Origin of the sequence: Ruegeria sediminis (genome assembly GCF_005938215.1) — a bacterium.
Classification (GTDB): Bacteria; Pseudomonadota; Alphaproteobacteria; order Rhodobacterales; family Rhodobacteraceae; genus Ruegeria; species Ruegeria sediminis.
The window spans coordinates 15,197-33,305 of the sequence record NZ_VCPD01000011.1; the positions used below are offsets into that span (position 1 = coordinate 15,197).

At 64.8% G+C, this 18,109-nt stretch carries 18 protein-coding genes and 1 tRNA gene; 8 read left to right on the forward strand and 11 right to left on the reverse strand.

Annotation, left to right across the window (positions count from 1 at the left end):
* Nucleotides 1–61: 61 nt before the first annotated feature.
* From FGK63_RS19790 to hemF, 3 genes are read left to right on the forward strand one after another with little or no spacing between them, the layout of a single operon-like run.
* Nucleotides 62–1,027, forward strand: coding sequence for a class I SAM-dependent methyltransferase (locus FGK63_RS19790; protein WP_138845547.1), 966 nt, complete (start codon nt 62–64; stop codon nt 1,025–1,027).
* A gap of 37 nt (nt 1,028–1,064) precedes the next feature.
* Nucleotides 1,065–1,865 carry an SDR family NAD(P)-dependent oxidoreductase gene (locus FGK63_RS19795; RefSeq protein ID WP_138845549.1) on the forward strand — a complete coding sequence of 267 codons (801 nt, stop codon included), beginning with the start codon at nt 1,065–1,067 and terminating at the stop codon, nt 1,863–1,865.
* Between the two features lie 54 nt (nt 1,866–1,919).
* Nucleotides 1,920–2,813 carry an oxygen-dependent coproporphyrinogen oxidase gene (gene hemF, locus FGK63_RS19800; RefSeq protein ID WP_138845551.1) on the forward strand — a complete coding sequence of 298 codons (894 nt, stop codon included), beginning with the start codon at nt 1,920–1,922 and terminating at the stop codon, nt 2,811–2,813.
* A gap of 3 nt (nt 2,814–2,816) precedes the next feature.
* On the opposite strand, the gene FGK63_RS19805 is transcribed toward hemF, so the two are convergent.
* From FGK63_RS19805 to FGK63_RS19855, 11 genes are all read right to left on the reverse strand, one after another.
* Nucleotides 2,817–3,230, reverse strand: a complete 414-nt coding sequence (locus FGK63_RS19805; protein ID WP_138845553.1) for a hypothetical protein — start codon at nt 3,228–3,230, stop codon at nt 2,817–2,819.
* 251 nt (nt 3,231–3,481) lie between these two features.
* Nucleotides 3,482–4,579, reverse strand: coding sequence for a molybdenum ABC transporter ATP-binding protein (modC, locus tag FGK63_RS19810; protein WP_138845555.1), 1,098 nt, complete (start codon nt 4,577–4,579; stop codon nt 3,482–3,484).
* The gene (modB, locus tag FGK63_RS19815) at nt 4,576–5,268 is read right to left on the reverse strand and encodes a molybdate ABC transporter permease subunit (protein ID WP_138845558.1); all 693 of its coding nucleotides are present in this window, start codon (nt 5,266–5,268) and stop codon (nt 4,576–4,578) included. Before modB ends, modC begins: the two co-directional genes overlap by 4 nt.
* Nucleotides 5,269–5,272: 4 nt before the next feature.
* Nucleotides 5,273–6,052, reverse strand: coding sequence for a molybdate ABC transporter substrate-binding protein (gene modA, locus FGK63_RS19820; protein ID WP_246044096.1), 780 nt, complete (start codon nt 6,050–6,052; stop codon nt 5,273–5,275).
* A 65-nt stretch (nt 6,053–6,117) separates the two neighbouring features.
* Complete coding sequence (locus tag FGK63_RS19825) at nt 6,118–6,489, reverse strand: winged helix-turn-helix domain-containing protein (protein WP_138845560.1); 372 nt, start codon at nt 6,487–6,489, stop codon at nt 6,118–6,120.
* 205 nt (nt 6,490–6,694) lie between these two features.
* Nucleotides 6,695–7,687: a zinc-dependent alcohol dehydrogenase family protein gene (locus tag FGK63_RS19830; protein WP_246044097.1), complete on the reverse strand. Its 993-nt coding sequence runs from the start codon at nt 7,685–7,687 to the stop codon at nt 6,695–6,697.
* 51 nt (nt 7,688–7,738) lie between these two features.
* A complete protein-coding gene (locus tag FGK63_RS19835) occupies nt 7,739–10,426 on the reverse strand; it encodes a cation-translocating P-type ATPase (protein WP_138845562.1) in 2,688 nt (895 codons plus the stop codon).
* 158 nt (nt 10,427–10,584) lie between these two features.
* A tRNA-Arg gene (locus tag FGK63_RS19840) sits at nt 10,585–10,661 on the reverse strand.
* Between the two features lie 63 nt (nt 10,662–10,724).
* Complete coding sequence (locus tag FGK63_RS19845; protein WP_138845564.1) at nt 10,725–12,110, reverse strand: sensor histidine kinase; 1,386 nt, start codon at nt 12,108–12,110, stop codon at nt 10,725–10,727.
* A gap of 15 nt (nt 12,111–12,125) precedes the next feature.
* Complete coding sequence (locus FGK63_RS19850) at nt 12,126–13,544, reverse strand: dihydrolipoyl dehydrogenase family protein (protein WP_138845566.1); 1,419 nt, start codon at nt 13,542–13,544, stop codon at nt 12,126–12,128.
* Between the two features lie 3 nt (nt 13,545–13,547).
* A complete protein-coding gene (locus tag FGK63_RS19855) occupies nt 13,548–14,279 on the reverse strand; it encodes a TVP38/TMEM64 family protein (RefSeq protein WP_138845677.1) in 732 nt (243 codons plus the stop codon).
* Between the two features lie 298 nt (nt 14,280–14,577).
* Here FGK63_RS19855 and rpmH point away from each other — a divergent pair, with 298 nt between their 5' ends.
* From rpmH to ttcA, 5 genes are all read left to right on the forward strand, one after another.
* Nucleotides 14,578–14,712 carry a 50S ribosomal protein L34 gene (gene rpmH / locus FGK63_RS19860; protein WP_005980833.1) on the forward strand — a complete coding sequence of 45 codons (135 nt, stop codon included), beginning with the start codon at nt 14,578–14,580 and terminating at the stop codon, nt 14,710–14,712.
* A gap of 27 nt (nt 14,713–14,739) precedes the next feature.
* A complete protein-coding gene (gene rnpA, locus FGK63_RS19865; RefSeq protein ID WP_138845567.1) occupies nt 14,740–15,165 on the forward strand; it encodes a ribonuclease P protein component in 426 nt (141 codons plus the stop codon).
* Entirely contained in the window at nt 15,162–15,416 is a 255-nt protein-coding gene (yidD, locus tag FGK63_RS19870) for a membrane protein insertion efficiency factor YidD (RefSeq protein ID WP_138845569.1), read from the forward strand. The genes rnpA and yidD overlap by 4 nt, the downstream gene beginning before the upstream one ends.
* Before the next feature lie 99 nt (nt 15,417–15,515).
* A complete protein-coding gene (locus FGK63_RS19875) occupies nt 15,516–17,141 on the forward strand; it encodes an acyl-CoA dehydrogenase family protein (protein WP_138845571.1) in 1,626 nt (541 codons plus the stop codon).
* A 38-nt stretch (nt 17,142–17,179) separates the two neighbouring features.
* The gene (gene ttcA, locus FGK63_RS19880; RefSeq protein WP_138845573.1) at nt 17,180–18,073 is read left to right on the forward strand and encodes a tRNA 2-thiocytidine(32) synthetase TtcA; all 894 of its coding nucleotides are present in this window, start codon (nt 17,180–17,182) and stop codon (nt 18,071–18,073) included.
* Nucleotides 18,074–18,109: the final 36 nt, after the last annotated feature.

The window sequence follows — 18,109 nt, forward strand, 5'->3', positions numbered from 1 at the left end:
CCGGACCGCGACGCGCGCCAAAGAGACCGTCCCGAGCTTTGCTGAATATCTGGAACACCCGATGTCCCCTCGCCTGAGCCTCGCATTGGAAAGCGGCCTTGAACTGTCCGAGCCGCTTTCGGTTCTGCTGCCGGGAACCGATCACGACCTGTCGGCGCTGCCGCGCACGGCCGAGGTGGTGCAGCCGTTCAAACCCTTTCACGATCACTTCGCGGCGCAGGGCTTCTCCGTGACGGCGGCATCCGACAAGCCGTGCCATGATGCGATCGTGTTTCTGCCGCGTGCCAAGGCGCTCGCCCGCGCGCTGGTTCAACAGGCCTGTGCCCGGGCCTCGGGCACGGTCGTGGTGGACGGCGCCAAGACCGATGGCGTGGACAGTCTGCTGAGGGACATCCGCAAGCGCGTCTCGGTCGAGGGACCGATCGCGAAGGCGCATGGCAAGATCTTCTGGTTCGAATCGGACGCCGCCGCCTTCGCCGACTGGGCCGCGCCGGAGCGGCAGCAGGTGGACGGTTTCCGGACTGCGCCCGGCGTCTTTTCCGCCGACGGCATCGATCCGGCCTCGGAACTGCTGCTGACCGCACTTCCCGACAAGCTTGGCCGCAGCGTCGCCGATCTCGGCGCCGGTTGGGGCTTCCTGTCGGCCCGTCTCCAGTCGAACGCGCGAATCGAAACCCTGCATCTTGTCGAGGCGGATCATACCGCCCTGAGTTGCGCCCGGTTCAACGTTCAGGACCCGCGCGCGCACTTCCACTGGGCCGACGCTCTGACCTGGAAAGCGCCAGAACCCGTGGACACGGTGGTCATGAACCCGCCCTTCCACACCTCGCGCAGCGCCGATCCCGGTCTGGGCCAGGGATTCATTGCTGCCGCCGCGCGCAACCTCACCAGGGCCGGCCAGCTCTGGATGGTCGCCAACCGCCACCTGCCCTATGAAACCGCCTTGTCGGAAGCTTTCGGTGCCGTCGAAGAGGTCGCCGGAGACAATCGGTTCAAGGTGTTTCACGCCTCTCGCCCCCGCCGGTGATCCCGGCTAACCTGCGCCGCAAATCAGGAGGAAACACATGTCCTTTTCCATCGCAGGCAAGACCGCGATCGTCACCGGGGGCGCCAATGGCATCGGGTTGGCCATCGGCCGGCATTTTGCGGATGCCGGGGCCAATGTCATGTTCGTCGACATGGACGAGAAACGGCTGGTCGATGAATTGGGAGATCAGGTCGAAGACGGGAATGTCCGGTATTTCGCCGGCGATCTGCGCGAAAAGCTGACCATCGCCAATCTGCTCTCTGCAACCATCGACGCCTTCGATCAGGTGGACATACTGGTGAACGGTGCAAGGCAGGTCATTCCGTCCGATCCATTGGATCTCGAGGACGACTCGGTGCGTATCCTGCTGAACCAGAATCTTTTGCCGGCCCTGCGGCTCAGCCAGCTGGTCGCGAAACGGATGATCAAGCAGGCAGCAAACGGAGACGAGGCTCCGGGCGGGTCGATCATCAACCTGTCCTCCATCGCGGCGCGCCGGACCCATCCCGATCTGATGGCCTATTCCGTATCCACCTCGGCGCTGGACCAGATGACGCGGTCGCTTGCCGTATCGCTCGCGACCAAGCGCATCCGCGTCAACGCGATTGCCTTCGGCTCGGTCATGAGCGCGTCGCTCCAGTCCACCCTCAAGGACAACCGCGCCTTTCGCGAGGACATCGAGAAACACACGCCGCTGTCCCGCATCGCCGCGCCGACCGAACTGGCCGAGACCGCGCAATTCCTGGCCTCCGATGCCTCGGGCTTCATGACCGGCCAGATCCTGACCCTCGACGGCGGCCGCACCCTGCTCGACCCGGTCGCAGCGCCCGCGCATTGATCGCCACAAAGCGCGCTCCGCAAGGCAAGGCCATCTTCTGGAAGGACCCGAAACATGACCGATCCGTATAGCGCCGAAAAATCCTCCGCCGCCGCCTGGTTCCGGCAACTCCGCGACGACATCGTGGCGGCTTTCGAGGCGCTCGAGGACAGTCACGAAACCGGGCCGTTTTCCGACGCCGAACCGGGCCGTTTCCAGCTGACCGAGACCAAGCGCCAATCGGATGACGGTTCGGACGCGGGCGGCGGGCTCATGTCGGTCATGCGCGGCGGGCGGGTGTTCGAGAAGGTCGGCGTGAATGTCTCGACCGTCTACGGCACTCTGGGCGAGCGTGCGCAGAACGCCATGGCCGCGCGCAAAGGCATCCCTGGAATGCGCGAGGATCCGCGATTCTGGGCCTCGGGCATCAGCCTTGTCGCCCATATGCAGAACCCGCATGTCCCGGCGGTCCACATGAACACCCGCATGTTCTGGACGCCGCATGCCTGGTGGTTCGGCGGCGGCTCCGACCTGAACCCGTGCATCGAGTATGCCGAGGACACGTCCCATTTCCACGCCACGCAGAAGGCGCATCTGGACCCGCACGGACCGGGACACTATCCGCGCCTAAAGGAATGGGCCGATGAATATTTCTACATCCCGCATCGCAAGCGCGCGCGCGGCGTCGGCGGGATTTTCATGGACGACTACTGCACGAACGACTGGCAGGCGGATTTCGCCCTGACGCAGGACATCGGCCGCGCCTTCCTGCCCGCATTCCTGCCCTTGGTCGAAAGACGGCGGGTACAGGCGTTCAGTGATCGGGACAAGGACACCCAACTGATCCACCGGGGACTTTATGCGGAATACAACCTGGTCTACGACCGCGGCACCAAGTTCGGCCTGGAAACCGGTCACGATCCCGACGCCGTGCTGATGAGCCTGCCGCCGCTGGCGAAATGGGTCTGAGCCCTATTTCAGCCAAATCTCGTCGGCGGTGTTGTCATAGCAGTAGTTCTGCGCCATCGACGCGGACATGTTGTCCCCGACGCGCTTGACCGTCACGGTGAAACCCGGCGTGGTGTCCGCACCCGCCGGGGGCTTCAGTGAAAATTTGACCCCTTTCCGGCCCGGCTCCGAAACGGATGGACCTTCCGCCTGCCACAGATACACCCTCTGCGTGGCCGGGGTTCTCAGTACCCGGATCGCGTAATCCCCTGCCCCGCACCAATAATCCCTTGGAACGGTTCCGAAGTAGTTCACCACCTCGAAGACGCCGCTTCCCAAATCATAGACCTGGGCCCGGTTCCACGCCCGGAACGCCGAAGCCACGCCGGGCACGAGGATCAGGGCCGACAATACCGCCACTTTCGCAATGCTCTTCATGAATGTCTCCCGAAAATCCTTTGCTCTTGCAGTATAGAATAGGCCAGTTGTGCGGTCAGGCCAGACCCATGTTGCGGCTACGCTCCTACGGACCTTAACCGTGTTTCATTCGGTTCAGACGAAATGGGCGACTGTGCGAGGAAGGCATGACGGACCGAAGGCCACCCGGATGATCTTGCGAGAGTTCGAGGCCGGGACATTGGCGTGAACCATGAACCGCCGCTGATCATCGATCAGAGCAACGGTCACGTTCAGGTGTCGATGACCCGGCCACCGATGTCTTCCGGTGCGATGGCCACGGTCTTGATCACGGCATGACACTTCATGCCTTGCCGCAATCCCAGCGCCTCGGACGAACGTCTGGTGATGCGCGCCAGGATCATCCCCGCGCGCGTCTGCACCGAAACGATGGCGCCGGGGCCTTCGCCGGAGCGTATGCCCAGAACCGTGCCCTGAAGGACATTGAGCGCGGACAATCCATCGGGTTTTCGGTTCGCCAGAATGACCTCCTGCGCGGCGATGCGGATCCGCACCGTTTCGCCTGGTCGGTGCGGGATACGCGGCAAAAACAGGTGATCGCCCCCGGCCTCAAGCTCGGTCAGGCCGTCGGCGTGATGAGCGTGGACGCGCGCCTGCAACACGGCGCCGACCGCCCGCACGCCCGCAGGGGCAACTGCCGGATCGGACAGGACCTCGGCCGCCGGGCCATGCCGGACGGCCTTGCCGTCCTGCAGGGCCACGACCGAAGTCGCAAGCCGTGCCACCTCGGCCGCCGAATGCGTGACGTAAAGGATCGGAACCGAGACCTCGTCGCGCAGGCGCTCGAAATAGGGCAGGATCTCGGCCTTGCGGGCATCATCAAGCGCCGCCAACGGCTCGTCCGCCAGAATCAGTTGCGGGCTGGCCAGCAGCGCGCGGCCAATGGCGACGCGCTGCTTTTCCCCACCCGACAACAGTGCGGGCCGTCGGTCCAGCAGATGTCCGATGCCCAGCATCTCGACGACCTTGTCGCGGTTTTCACGATGCGCGCCGCGCGGCGCGAACCAGCCGCCATATGCGAGGTTCTGGCGGACGGTCAGGTGCGGAAACAGACGTCCTTCCTGAAAGATATAGCCCAAACGGCGCCGATGCGGCGGCAACCAGCGCCCCCGTTCGGTATCGAACAGAACCCAGTCTCCGACGGCCACCCGCCCGGCATCCGGCCTCAGCAACCCGGCAACGGCGTTGACGATGGTTGTCTTGCCAGAGCCGGACCGGCCGAACAGCACCGTGACGCCTGGTGGCGCGTCGAAGGCCACGTCCAGCTCCATGTCCGGAAGCCGGTGAGACAGCTTTACCGACAGGCTCATGTGCCTGCCACCCGCGCCGCGGCGCGGCGTCCCACCACCTCCGACAGCAACAGCGCGCCCATCGCGACCACGATCGAAACGATCACGAGGCGCAGCGCGGCGGGTTCACCGCCCGGCACCTGCAAAAAGGCGTAGACCGCCGAAGGAAGCGTCTGCGTCTGGCCCGGAATGTTGGATACAAAGGTAATGGTCGCGCCGAACTCCCCCATCGCCTTGGCAAAGCCGAGGATACCCCCTGCTATGATGCCCGGCAGGATCATCGGCAGCGTCACGGTGAGGAACACCAGAGGACGCGGCGCTCCGAGCGTCGCCCCCGCCTGTTCCAGCTTGGGATCCACTGCCTCGATCGACAGGCGGATGGCGCGGACCATGAGCGGAAAGGCCATAATGCCCGCGGCCAGGGCGGCGCCGGTCCAGCGGAAAGCGAACACGATGCCGACCTGCGCCAGCAGGCTGCCCACCGGGCCTTGCGTGCCGAAGGTCATGAGCAGCAGGTACCCCGTCACCACTGGCGGCAGGATCAGCGGCAGATGCACCAGCCCGTTCAGGATGGGCCGCCCCGGAAACCGCCAGCGCGCCAGCGCATAGGCGACGAAGACGCCGAAGGGCAGCGACACGACCGTAGCCCAGAACGACACGCGCAAGGACAGCATGAGCGCGCTCCACTCCTCGGGTCCCAACCAGCCCATGCTCTCACTCCCCGGGCAGGGTGAAACCCTGCTCCAAAAACACATCCTGGGCGGCATCGCCCTGCAGAAAAGCCAGAAATTCCAGCGCGGCGGCCGGGCCGTTCACGATAGCAGCCGCAGGATAGACGATGGGAGGGTGCGAGCCGGCCGGGAACCGGCCAATGACCTGCACACGGCCTTCGGCCATCGCGTCCGAGGCGTAGACGATCCCCAGAGGCGCGGCGCCGCTGGCGACCAGCGCCAGCGCCGCCCGCACATTGTCCGTCTGGGCCACGCTGTCTTTCACCTTTGCCCACAGCCCGAAGTGTTCCAGCGCCGCCTTGCCATAGATACCCGCCGGGACCGCATCCACCAGAGCCATTGCCAGACGACCGCCGCCGAGCCGCGCCATAAGGTCGAAGCCGGGTCCCATCGTTTCGACCGGATCGGCGTTCGGCCCGCCGATCAGGACAAGGCTGTTGCCCAGCAGATCGACCCGGGTTCCCGGATCGATCCTCCCGTCCGCCTCGAGCACGTCCATCCATTCCCGATTGGCAGAAAGGAACAGATGCGCCGGAGCGCCAAGTTGGATCTGGCGCGCCAAAACCGAGGAACCCGCATAGGACACCGTGACCTCATGCCCGCTCGCCGCCCCGAACTCCGCCGCAATCCGGTCCAGAGCCGTTTTCAGGCTGGCCGCCGCGAATACCAGAACCTCGTCGGCGCTGGCCCGCGCCGGAGCGGCCAGAAGGGCAAAAACGACAAGCGCGGCGGCGCAAAAGCGGCTGGCGCGGGAGAACATCATGGGGCATCCAGAGACATCGTTATGTTTCTTCGGGAATATCGAAACCGCATGGCTACAGGCAAGGTCTAATTTTCATCGCCGCGTATCCGCAACATGCCCTGAAGCCGCGCGATGTGTTCTTCCGCAGCCTTTTGCGCCTCGTCCTCGAGGCTGCGATACCCGGACAGGACCGCTTTGCCGGTTTCCGTCAACGTTGCGCCACCACCGCTGGCGCCGCCCCGCGTGCTGAGTACCACCGGTTCGTTGAACATCGCGTTCATCGTCTCGACCAATTGCCACGCGCGCTTGTAACTCATCCCCATCTCGCGGCCCGCCGCGGCGATCGAGCCGGTGTTGGAAATGCGCTCCAGAAGCTCGGCCTTTCCCGGCCCGATCATCTCATCCTCGCTGAACACGATGCGCAGCCGGAATCTGGGATTTGGATAGCGGCGGTTCATGGCGCGTCGTCGCATTGCGTGTTCGGCATCGTCTGTCAGTTGGATAGATTGGGTCCTGTTCTCGGGATCGATTGGTAACGCGAGGTGCTGCCTGGGTCCATCGCGACGGCCGTTCCCAAAAAGCAGCGGGCGATGCTCGCGCAGGTTAATCTCAAAAAAGCCGTCCGGCCGTAAGACGCATTGGCGAACGCAGCGCCGCGGCCTCCTAGCGATTGACCAGCACCGCAGCCCCAGACAACCGGCCCTGTCGCAATCTGTCAATGGCGGTGTTGGCGTCTTCCAGCCGGAACTTCTCGATTTCTGTCCGGATACCGGCGCTGGCGACGATCCGGAAGAACTCTTCGCCATCCTTGCGGGTCAGGTTCGCGACCGATTTCACGGCCCTCTCTCCCCAGAGGATGTCATAAGGAAACTGCGGGATGTCGCTCATGTGGATGCCGCCACAGACGACCACGCCCCCTTTTCGCGTCGCGCGGAGGGCGGCGGGCACCAATCCTCCAACGGGCGCGAACAGGATCGCCGCATCCAGAGGCTCCGGCGCGGGCTGATCCGAGCCCCCCGCCCAGTCGGCCCCCATTCGCAGGGCAAAGGACTGCGCCTCGGCGTCGCCGGGCCTGGTAAAGGCCAGGACACGGCGGCCTTCCCATTTGGCCACCTGGGCGACGATATGGGCCGCGGCACCGAAGCCATAGATCCCGATCGTTTGCGCATCTCCGGCAAAGCGCAATGACCTGTGGCCGATCAGCCCGGCACACAGCAGCGGCGCCAATTCGGCGCTGTCCGGCCCATCGGGCATCGCGAATACGTAACGGGCATCGGCAACGCAATATTCGGCATACCCCCCGTCGCGCGTGTAGCCGGTAAACAGCGGTGCGTCGCAGAGGTTTTCGGACTCGTGCAGGCAATAATGACAACAGCCGCAGGTTCGTCCGAGCCACGGCACCCCGACGCGCAGTCCCGGCGCAAGTGCGTCGGCGGCGTTGCTTTCCACGACCTTTCCCACGATCTCATGCCCGAGGATCAGGGGCAGTTTCGGCTCGGTCAGATCGCCGTCGATGACATGCAGGTCGGTCCGGCATACACCGCAGGCGTCAATCCGGATCAGCACCTCGCCCGGCGCAGGATCCGGCCGCGGAACTTCGGACAACATCAGCGGCTGCCCCTGCTCCGTCAGGAGCATCGCGCGCATGGTGCCCATGCTGTTTCCCCTTTCTGCACCGGGCTGCGACCGGCCGCGGTCAGATGCACTTTACCGCAGGAACAGTCGTCTGGTCACGAGGATCACAGCAGCTGGCGCGCTGCCCGCAACCAGGATCGTCGCCCACCCTTCCAGATCGGGCGGCTGGATGCCCAGAACGTCGGACAGTGGCGGCAGGTAGGTTCCGGCCAGCATCAATCCGGTGCTGAAGAACACGGCGAACCAGACATAGCCATTCCGGGTGATTTCGCTGGAGAACAGCGCCTCGCCGCGCGGGTACATGACGAACACGAACAGAAGCTGCGCGATGCAGATCGTCAGGAACGCCACCCCGGTCGCTGTCTCAACCCCCGACCGCACCAGTTCGATCAGGAAGGCACCGAAAGCGCACAGGCCGATCAGGGCGCCCTCGGCGACAATCCCTTTCCACCGGCGCCGGGTGACGAGCGGTTCGTCCGGCCGCCGCGGCGCAACGCGCATCACGTCCCGCGCCCCTTCGCCCATGCCCAAGGCAATTGCGGGGAAGATATCGGTGATCAGGTTCAGGAACAGGATCTGCAAGGGCGTCAGCGGCATCGGCACACCGGCAAGCATCGCAACCGCGATCAGGGCGATTTCGCTGAGATTGCAGGTGAACAGGTAGCGCACGAACATCCGGATGTTGGAATAGACGATGCGGCCTTGCCGCATCGCCTCGACGATCGACCCAAAGGCATCGTCCCGCAGAATGATGTCCGAGGCTTCCGCCGCGACCTGCGTTCCGCGCTTGCCCATGGCAATGCCGATATCGGCCTTTTGGAGCGCCGGCGCATCGTTGACCCCGTCGCCGGTCATTGCGACGATCGAGTTGTTTTGCTGGTGCAAGGCAACCAGCGTCAGTTTCTCCCGCGGCGGAACCCGGGCGAAGACGTCGATCCCGAGCAGTTCCTGCGCGGCCTCGGGCAACTCGCGCGCCTGGGCCAGTTCGACCCCGTCCGAGACGTGAACATCATGCCCTTTGACGAGCCCGACCTCGCTGGCGATCTTGCGGGCGGTCTCCTTGTGGTCGCCGGTCACCATGATCACCCGGACCCCGGCCCGCAGGCAGTCGGCGATCGCTGCGGGGACCTCCGGCCTTGCGGGATCCTGTAGCCCGACGAACCCGATCAGCGTCAGTTCCGAATAGACTTGCTCGTCATCCGCATCGTCACGCTGGGCAAGCCCCAGCATCCGCAATCCGGTCGCGCCTGCCGCCTCGATCCGCGCCTCGATGTCGCGCCGCAGATCCGACGTCAACTTGATTTCCCCGTTAGCGCCGAGGACACGGGTCGATGCCGCCAGCACGGCCTCGGGCGCCCCTTTGACATGCACCCTCGTCCCGGCCTCGTCGGCATTCACGGTCGCCATCATCTTGATGTCCGGATCGAAGGCGATGCTTCTTTGCCGCGGGCAGGTCCGACCAACGGCCACGGGATCCAACCCCATGTCATTTGCGGCGCGCAGCAACGCGACCTCCATCGGATCGCCTTCACTGTCATCGTGAGACGGGCCAAGAACCGCGTCGTTGCACAAAACCATCGTTCTGATCGCGGCTTCGACCTGCGGTGGTTTTTTCTTTTCCGACACCTCTTCAGTCCGGATCTCGCCATCGGAGAACAGCAGCAGTTCGACGCTCATCCTGTTTTCGGTCAGCGTGCCGGTCTTGTCGGTCAGGAGGATGTTGGTCGATCCCAGCGTCTCGACGGCCGAAAGCCGGTTGATCAGGACGTTCCGGGCCGCCATCCGCCACATGCCGCGCGCCAGAGAAAGCGTGGCGACGATCGGCAGGCCCTCGGGCACCGCTGCAACGGCCAGCGCGATCGCGGTTTCCAGCATCTCGAACAGCGGGCGGCCGGTGAAGACGCCGGCCGCCGCGATAGCGATCGAAACCGCCAGAGCGGCCAAGGCCAGATGCCACCCCAGTTGCGCCAGCCGCTCTTCCAGTGGGCTGCTCTCGGCCTCGGCCCCAGCAACCATTTCCGTGATTTCGCCAAGCTGGGTCCGGCTGCCGGTCGCGGCGGTTATCGCGACGGCGTTGCCCCTGGTCACCGAAGTGCCGCGAAAGACCATGTTGCGGCGATCGGCAAGCGGAACCGTCCGCCCGATGGCCTCGGTCGATTTGGCGACTGGAACCGACTCCCCGGTCAGCGTCGACTCATCGGTGTGCAGATCCACCGACGAGAGCAGCCGCAGATCCGCCGGAACAACATCCCCCGCTTCCAACAGCACGATGTCCCCCGGAACGAGATCGTCGGCGTCGACGCGGATCTCGCGCCCCGCCCGGCGGACCCGAGCCGTCGTCCGCGTGAGTTTGCGCAGCGCGTCCATCGACGTCGCCGCGCGCGCCTCGGTGAAAAAACCGATCAATGTGTTGATGACCAGGACCACAACAATCGCGACGCCCTCTGCGACGTCGCCCAGCCAGAAGGAAAGGGCCGCGGCGGCAAACAAGAGCCAAACGACGGCGCCGCGGAACTGGTTGACCAGGATCCGCCAATACGAGGTCCGCCGCCACGTGCCGATCTCGTTGGTTCCGTACTCGGCGCGCCGAACGGCGGCTTCGTTTTCGGAAAGCCCTTGCTCCGGGTCGACCCGTAGCGCGTCGAGCACCCACTCCTTCGACCGCACGTAGGCTGTGTTGGCGTGATCTCCGTCTGTAGTGCCGCCGTTTTTCATCCGGAACCGCCGCAATTGATCGCTGTTGCGCCTGACGACATGCATCTCAGGCACCTGTCGGGACCACTATTCACACTTGCGGCGGGCGAACACACTGACACAGATCATGAAACGGACCACCGGACCCGCGCACGGCAAAAGTCGGAACTGTTCGGAGGGGAAAGACATCGGGCATGGTTTCACCCGATGATTTCAGTACCAAGTGGCGGACCGAGGAGGATTCGAACCCCCGACCCCTTGATTCGTAGTCAAGTACTCTATCCAGCTGAGCTATCGGTCCGCTTGGTGAGGGGCTATTTAGACGCAGCGCAGGGGGGGCGCAACCCGATTCTTCAAAATTCTTTCAAAAAGTCCAGTCGCCTTTGGGAAGCCTTATTTCAAAGGTCGTTCCCTCTGGTCCGGTCCGTTTCAGCAGCAATTCGCCACCGTGGCCGCGCACCAGTTCCGACGCGATGGCAAGGCCCAGCCCCGCGCCGCCCTTGCGGACGCCGCCCTGAAACGGGGTGAATAGGTTTTGCTGCGCCTTGGGCGGCAGGCCCTGCCCGGTATCGCGCACCTCGATGCACCAGGCGGTCTCCTGATCCTCGGCCGCAACGGTGATCTGACCCGGTATGTTGGTGACCTCCAGAGCCTGCCGCGCGTTCCGGACCAGGTTCATGATCACGCGGAACAGCTGCTCGGGGTCCGCGCGCACCACCATCTCGTCGGGCACTTCGTTGACGAACTCGATGTCCGAACTGTCGAGCGCCAGGCTCTCGCTGGCCAGCACGTCCTGGGCGACGTCGCGCAACCGGACCATGGTCAGGGTCGGCGCCGGTTCCTCGGCCCTTCCGAAGGCCAGCGTGCTCTCGCACAGCGACACGGCCCGGGTGATCGAACTGACCAGCTTGGGCGCCATGCGGCGCACCAGCGGGTCCTCGCTCGCCTCGATCCGGTCGGTAAAGAGCTGCGCCGAAGTCAGGATGTTGCGCAGGTCATGGCTGACCTTGGCCACGGCCGAGCCCAACTGCGCCAGCCGCTCGCGCTGTTTCAGGGCATGTGTCAGTTCCGTCTGCAGCAACTGCAGCGCCTCTTCGGCTTCGCGCAGTTCGGTCACCCCGGCGCGGGGCTGAATGATGCCGCGCGCATCCTCCGGGGCGCGGGCATAGCGTTGCATGTAGCCGACGACGCCCTTGATCGGACGCACGAGAAAGGCCCGCACGGCGAGGAACAGCAGAAAGGCGGTGATCACCGAGATCACCAGCGACAGCCAGAAGATGCGCACGCCATAGTCGAACATGGCCGCGCGCAGCGGTTCGGTCTCCATCGTCACTTCGATCAGAAGGCCGGCGCCACGAACCGGCTCGCCGATCACCCGGACGATCTCGTTTCCGGGGGTGAAGAACTGTTTCACGGCATCGCGGATCAGGACCCAGGGCGATGCCCTGCGCAGATCGAACGTGTCCGAAATCTGGCCCGGGATCGGCGAGGCCAGCATCAATTGCCGCACCTCGTCGCGCCGCAGCACCACGTTGTAGACCCCCGCATTCGCCAGCAGCTCGGCCTCGAGCTCATCGGCCAGCATGTCGTCGGCCAACAGCGCCAGCGAGGCGATCTGGGCGCGTTCCAGCCGATCGAGCAGGAAATCCTCTCGGAAACGGGCGATGGACGGGACGAAGATCAGCACTTCGGCCAACATCACGAAGACCGTGGTCAGGATCAGGAATCGGCCTGACAGCGTGTTCAGCATCGGCTCCTTTCCCGGTCAGGAAACCCAGCGCTGGACGAACCTGACCACTCGTTTAACCATTTGATTCTCAAACAGCCTCGGCGAGAAATATGCGCCCGCCACGCGTTTGTTAAGCTCTCCGACCGTCGGATAGGGCGAAACCATCGCCGCGATCTGGCTCATCTTGAGATTATTGGCCAAGGCCAGCGACCACAAGTTGATCAGTTCACCGGCCTGATGCCCCACGATTGTGACGCCCACCGGGCGCCCCTTGACGACCATGACCTTGATGAAGCCGGGTATTATACGCTCGGCCACCGCCCGGTCGTTGTGCTGATAGTCGAAACGCGCGATTTCGGTCCCGTCGCCATGCCGCGCGCGCGCCTCGGCCTCAGTCAGGCCCACCTGCGCCAGTTCGGGATCGGTATAGGTGGCGCGGGGGATGTGGCCGGTGCTGGCCTTTGACGGCAGACCGAACAGAGCCGAGCGGATGACGATCCCGGCGTGATAGCCCGCAACGTGGGTGAACTGCAGCCCACCGGCTACGTCGCCAATCGCATAGACCCGGCGGTTCGTCGTGCGCAGCGACGCGTCAACCCGGATCCCCGTCCGGGTCGTCTCGATACCCGCTGCCTCCAGGTTCAGCCGGTCGATGTTCGGCTTGCGCCCCACCGCCAGCAGCAGATGCGTGCCCGCGAAGTCCTGCCCGTCCTTCGTCGCAACTTCGACCGAGCCGGCCTGACCGCCGATCCGGGCGACCATGGCCTTTTCGACGATCTCGACGCCCTCGTCACGCAAAGTCTGCAGAACCACGTCCGCCGCCTCGGGGTCATCCTGCCCAAGCGCCTTTTCCCCTTCGATGACCGTGACCCGGCACCCCAGCCGGACATGCGCCTGCGCCATCTCCATCCCGATGGGGCCGCCACCGACGATCAACAGGTGTTCCGGCTTCTCGCGCAGGTCGAAGAGGGTTTCATTGGTCAGGTAGGGTACTGCGTCCAGGCCGGGGATCGGCGGCACCATGGGGGAAGACCCCGTCGCTATCACGATGCGTCGGGCCGAGATCACGTGCTCGCCCGCCTGCACTTCGGTCGGCGAGATGAACTGCCCGTAATCGCGGACCACCCGCACGCCGAATCCTTCGAACCGTTCCTGGCTGTCCATCGGTGCGATCTGCGCGATGACGTCCCGCACGTGTTCCATGGCGACGGCATAGTCCACCTGCGGCGTCACGCCCGCCACACCGAACACCGAGGAATGAGCCTGGGCATGAGCGGCCTTGCCGCTGGCGATCAGCGCCTTCGAGGGAACACAGCCGTAGTTGAGGCAATCGCCGCCCATCTCGCTGCCTTCAAGCAGAACAACGTCGGCGCCCATCTGGCTTGCGCCCGCAGCGACCGAAAGGCCCCCTGACCCGGCGCCAATGACCAGGATGTCGGTTCTTATCCGTTCCATCGCTCAAACCCCGTTCCGGCCGCGCAGGATCCTGACGACGATCGGCAACGCCGCCAGCGCACAAAGCCCCAGGATCGGGCCGATCACAAAGGGTTCCCACAACAGCGACACATCCGGTGTACCGCCCCGGTCAAACACGCCGCCCAGCCCGACGCCGATCCAGGTGTAGACGATGCCGCCGGGGATTATGCCCAGCGCGGTGGTCAGCAGGAAGTTGCGGAACTTCACCCCGACCAGCGCCGGCACCAGATTGGCAACGAAAAAGGGCACGACCGGCACCAGCCGCATCAAGAACAGAACCGGAATTTCGTTCTCCCGTAACCTGTCCTTGAGCTTCTTCACGGTTCCTTCCGACGCCTCCAGACGCGCCGTCAGAACTTCGCCGAGACCGGCGCGCGCGGCCAGGAATATCAGCGTGGCCCCGACGGTGGCGGCAGTCACGTTGAACAAAGTGCCCGCGAACAGGCCGAAGAGGAACCCGCCGGTCATCGAAGCGACGGCCGCGCCCGGAAGCGAGAATGCGACGATCAGGATGTAGGTGACGATGAAGGATCCCGCCAGGGCCCAGTAATTGACGTCACGCCAGGCCAGAAGCGCCTCGCGGTTGTCGCGCAGCATTTCGAAGGTCAGGTAATCCCCGAGCGTGAAGAACCCGATGACGGCGACGACGAGAATCACCGTCAGCGGTATGTGGCGGGCCAGCCCGCGCCGGGGCGTGTGCGTCATGTCGCTCATTTTCGTGTTCTGCTCGTCCGGGTCCATCCTGCTTTCAACATGCGCCGCGCCGACGCCAAGCAACAGTGACTTCACGACGGGTTGAAGTCCGCCCCGTCAAATGTGAGTGTTTCCTCCCGCCAGGAACAGTTTTGAAACCTTTGCGCTGCCATGCGCGCTGTTTTTGTTGCAAAACGTGGTGAAACACCGTTCAGGGGGTTTGACTTACCCCGAACTTGCCAGTAGAGGACGGGCTTCGAACACCACGGGCAGGCGAATCCGCGCCGCACCCCGACCGCAAGAGATTGGAGACGGAGCGATGAAACGCACCTATCAGCCTTCGAACCTGGTTCGCAAACGCCGCCACGGTTTCCGCGCGCGCATGGCCACCAAGGCCGGCCGCAAGATCCTGAACGCTCGCCGCGCACGCGGCCGCAAGTCGCTGAGCGCGTAAGCCGCCCACCGACACGTTCTGACGTTTATGACGCCGCCGGAGGCCTCTGTGGATGGCACTGACCAGCCCGGGGAAACGCCCCCGGCGGCGTCCGTTTGCGCGCCCGTTTCCCTGACGGTCCTGCAAAAGAGGTCCGATTTCCTCAAGGCCGCCCGGGCGCGGCGCCAAGGCACCGCATCGATGATGGTGCAGGCGCGCAGACGCGATCGGGATGAGGCCGAGGGCATCCGCGTGGGCTTCACCTGCTCCAAGAAGGTCGGCAACGCCGTCGCCAGAAACCGCGCCAAGCGCCGCCTGCGCGAAGCGGCGCGCGCGGTACTGCCACGCGACGGCCGGCCCGGCTGGGACTACGTTCTGATCGGCAAGGCCGGGGCCACCGCCGAGCGCCCGTTCAACGCGTTGCTCGACGATCTCCGCTACGCCCTTCGCAAGCTGCACGGCGACCGGAAATGACACTGTTGGCTCATATCCTTGCCTTGCCGGTCCGCGCCTATCGGCTGGTCTTCAGCCCCTGGGTCGGCTTCAACTGCCGCTATCAGCCGACCTGCTCGGCCTACGCGCTTGAAGCGCTGGAGAAACACGGCGCGGTCAAGGGCGCCTGGTTGGCCGCCAGGCGGATCGGGCGGTGCCATCCCCTGGGCGGCGACGGGTACGACCCGGTCCCCGATCCCGATAGCGGCACGCGCTCCGGCAAACCCGGTTGACGCCGCACTTTCGGCTTCCTTTCCGTTTGTGACGACCCGTCAGTCTTGACCCGCTTTGCCTGAGCCCGAAAGCTTCGGTCAAGCAATCTCGAGGTCGCCATGCCGTCATCAGCCCGAAACACGCTGCCCACGCACGAGGTCCTGAACCAGCCACCGGAACGCGGAGATTGCGACCTGTGGGCGGCCGACCCGGTACTCCGGGCGAATGTCGCCGCCGCGAACGGTCAGGCGGAACCGCTTGCCATCTATGGCGCCACCCTGGGGCGTACCGAGATGCGCGAGGCCGGAAGGGACGCGAACCGGCATCTTCCGGAACTGAAGCTTTTCGACCGTGGCGGGCGGCGGCTCGACGAGGTCCGGTTTCACCCGGCCTACCATCGCCTGATGGAGGTCAGCCAGTCCGCAGGTTATGCCGCCGTGGCATGGGAAGGTGCCCCGGGCGGGCACGTCACCCATGCCGCCATGATCTACCTCGCCAGCCAGGTTGAGCCCGGTCATTGCTGCCCGATGACCATGACCTACGCGGCGATTCCCGCGCTCGCCGCCAACCGGAAGATTGCGGCAACCTGGCAACCGAAGCTCATGGCCCGCAGCTACGATCCCTCGATCCGGCCCATAGCGGAAAAGCAAAGCGCGACGCTTGGTATGGCGATGACCGAAAAGCAGGGCGGCTCGGATGTTCGGGCCAATACCACGGTCGCCGTGCGCGACGGCGATCACTGGCGGCTCAAAGGCCACAAGTGGTTCTGTTCCGCTCCGATGTCCGACGGGTTCCTGACCCTGGCGCAGGCTCCCGGCGGGCTGACCTGTTTCCTGTTGCCCCGCTGGCTGGATGACGAGCGCAACGCCATCCACCTGATGCGGCTCAAGGACAAGCTGGGCAACCGGTCCAATGCCTCGTCCGAAGTCGAGTTTCACGACGCCCTGGCCTATCAGCTCGGCGACGAAGGCGCGGGCGTACGCACGATCATCGAAATGGTGCATCATACCCGGCTCGACACCGCCCTGGCGCCCGCCGGATTGATGCGCGCGGCGCTTGCCGAGGCGCATCACTGGGTCAGCCACCGCAGCGCCTTTCAGCGCCGTCTGATCGACCAACCGCTGATGCGCTCGGTTCTGGCAGACCTCGTGCTGGACTGGGAAGGCGCGCTCACGCTTGGACTACGGGTCGCGCAGGCCTTTGACAGCGAAACCGCCGAAGAGCGCGCCTTTGCCCGCATCGGCGTGGCGCTGGCCAAGTTTCTTGCCAACAAGCGCTGCCCCGTCGTGACGGTCGAAGCGATGGAGATTCTGGGGGGCATGGGCTATGTCGAGGATACCCCCCTTCCCATGATCTACCGCGAGGCGCCGCTGAACGGGATCTGGGAAGGGTCGGGCAACGTGATCTGTCTGGATATCCTGCGCAGCCTCGCCCGCGATCCCCTGGCCGCCGATACCCTGCGCGCCGAATTGCGGGCTTCGGCCGGTGCCGATCATCGTTATGACGCGGCGCTGAAGGCTCACGAGGACCGCTGGTCAAGCCTGCCGCCCGAGGCCGAGGCGCGCTGGTTCGCGGAACGCACCGCGCTGCTGCTGACGGCCTCGCTTTTGCTGCGCCGTTCGCCCGCCGCGGTCGCCGACGCCTTCATCGCCACCCGGATCGCAGGCGAAAGCGGCCGGATCAGCGGATCGCTCGGCGCAGGTGACGTAAGCGGCATTCTCGCGCGCCTTGGCCCCGCGTCCTGACCCTTGCCCGGTCGGGGGAACTCTTGTAGAGGCGGGCCATGTTCGACGAACCCGACGATATCCACCCGCTCTTTGCCGGCGCGCCCTCTACGACCGAGTTCAAGAAGCTGCGCAAGCGCATCGTGCGCCATACGCGCGAGGCTATCGAGCAGTATGGCATGGTCGATCGTGGAGTGCAGGACAAGGATGCGCCCATACCCCGTTGGCTCGTCTGCCTGTCGGGCGGCAAGGACAGCTATACCCTGCTGGCGGTGCTGCACGAGCTGCAATGGCGCGGGTTGCTGCCGGTAGAACTTCTGGCCTGCAACCTCGACCAGGGCCAGCCGGGGTTTCCGGCGACCGTGCTGCCCGAGTTCCTCGAACGCATGGGCGTGCCGCACCGGATCGAGTATCAGGACACCTATTCGGTCGTGGTCGACAAGGTTCCGCAGGGGCGCACCTATTGCGCCCTGTGCTCGCGCCTGCGGCGCGGAAACCTGTACCGCATCGCACGCGAAGAAGGCTGTACCGCGGTGGTCCTGGGGCATCACCGCGACGACATTCTGGAAACCTTCTTCATGAACCTGTTCCACGGCGGCCGACTGGCGACCATGCCGCCCAAGCTGGTGAACGAAGAGGGCGACTTGTTCGTCTATCGCCCCCTCGCGCATGTGTCCGAAGCGGATTGCGAGAAATTCGCCAGCGCGATGAACTATCCCATCATACCCTGCGACCTCTGCGGCAGTCAGGACGGGTTGCAGCGCCAGCAGGTGAAACAGATCCTCGATCAGTGGGAGAAGAACGCGCCGGGCCGCCGTCAGGTCATGTTCCGCGCCCTGACGAATGCGCGGCCATCGCATCTGCTTGACCCGAAGCTTTTCGATTTCCAGGGGCTGACCCTTGGTCCCGGCAAAAGTTCCGAGAAATCCGCAGAAATTCCGCAGTTGCGTTAACGTCCGGCTCACGAAAGGCCCCTAGGGTTGGTCCGA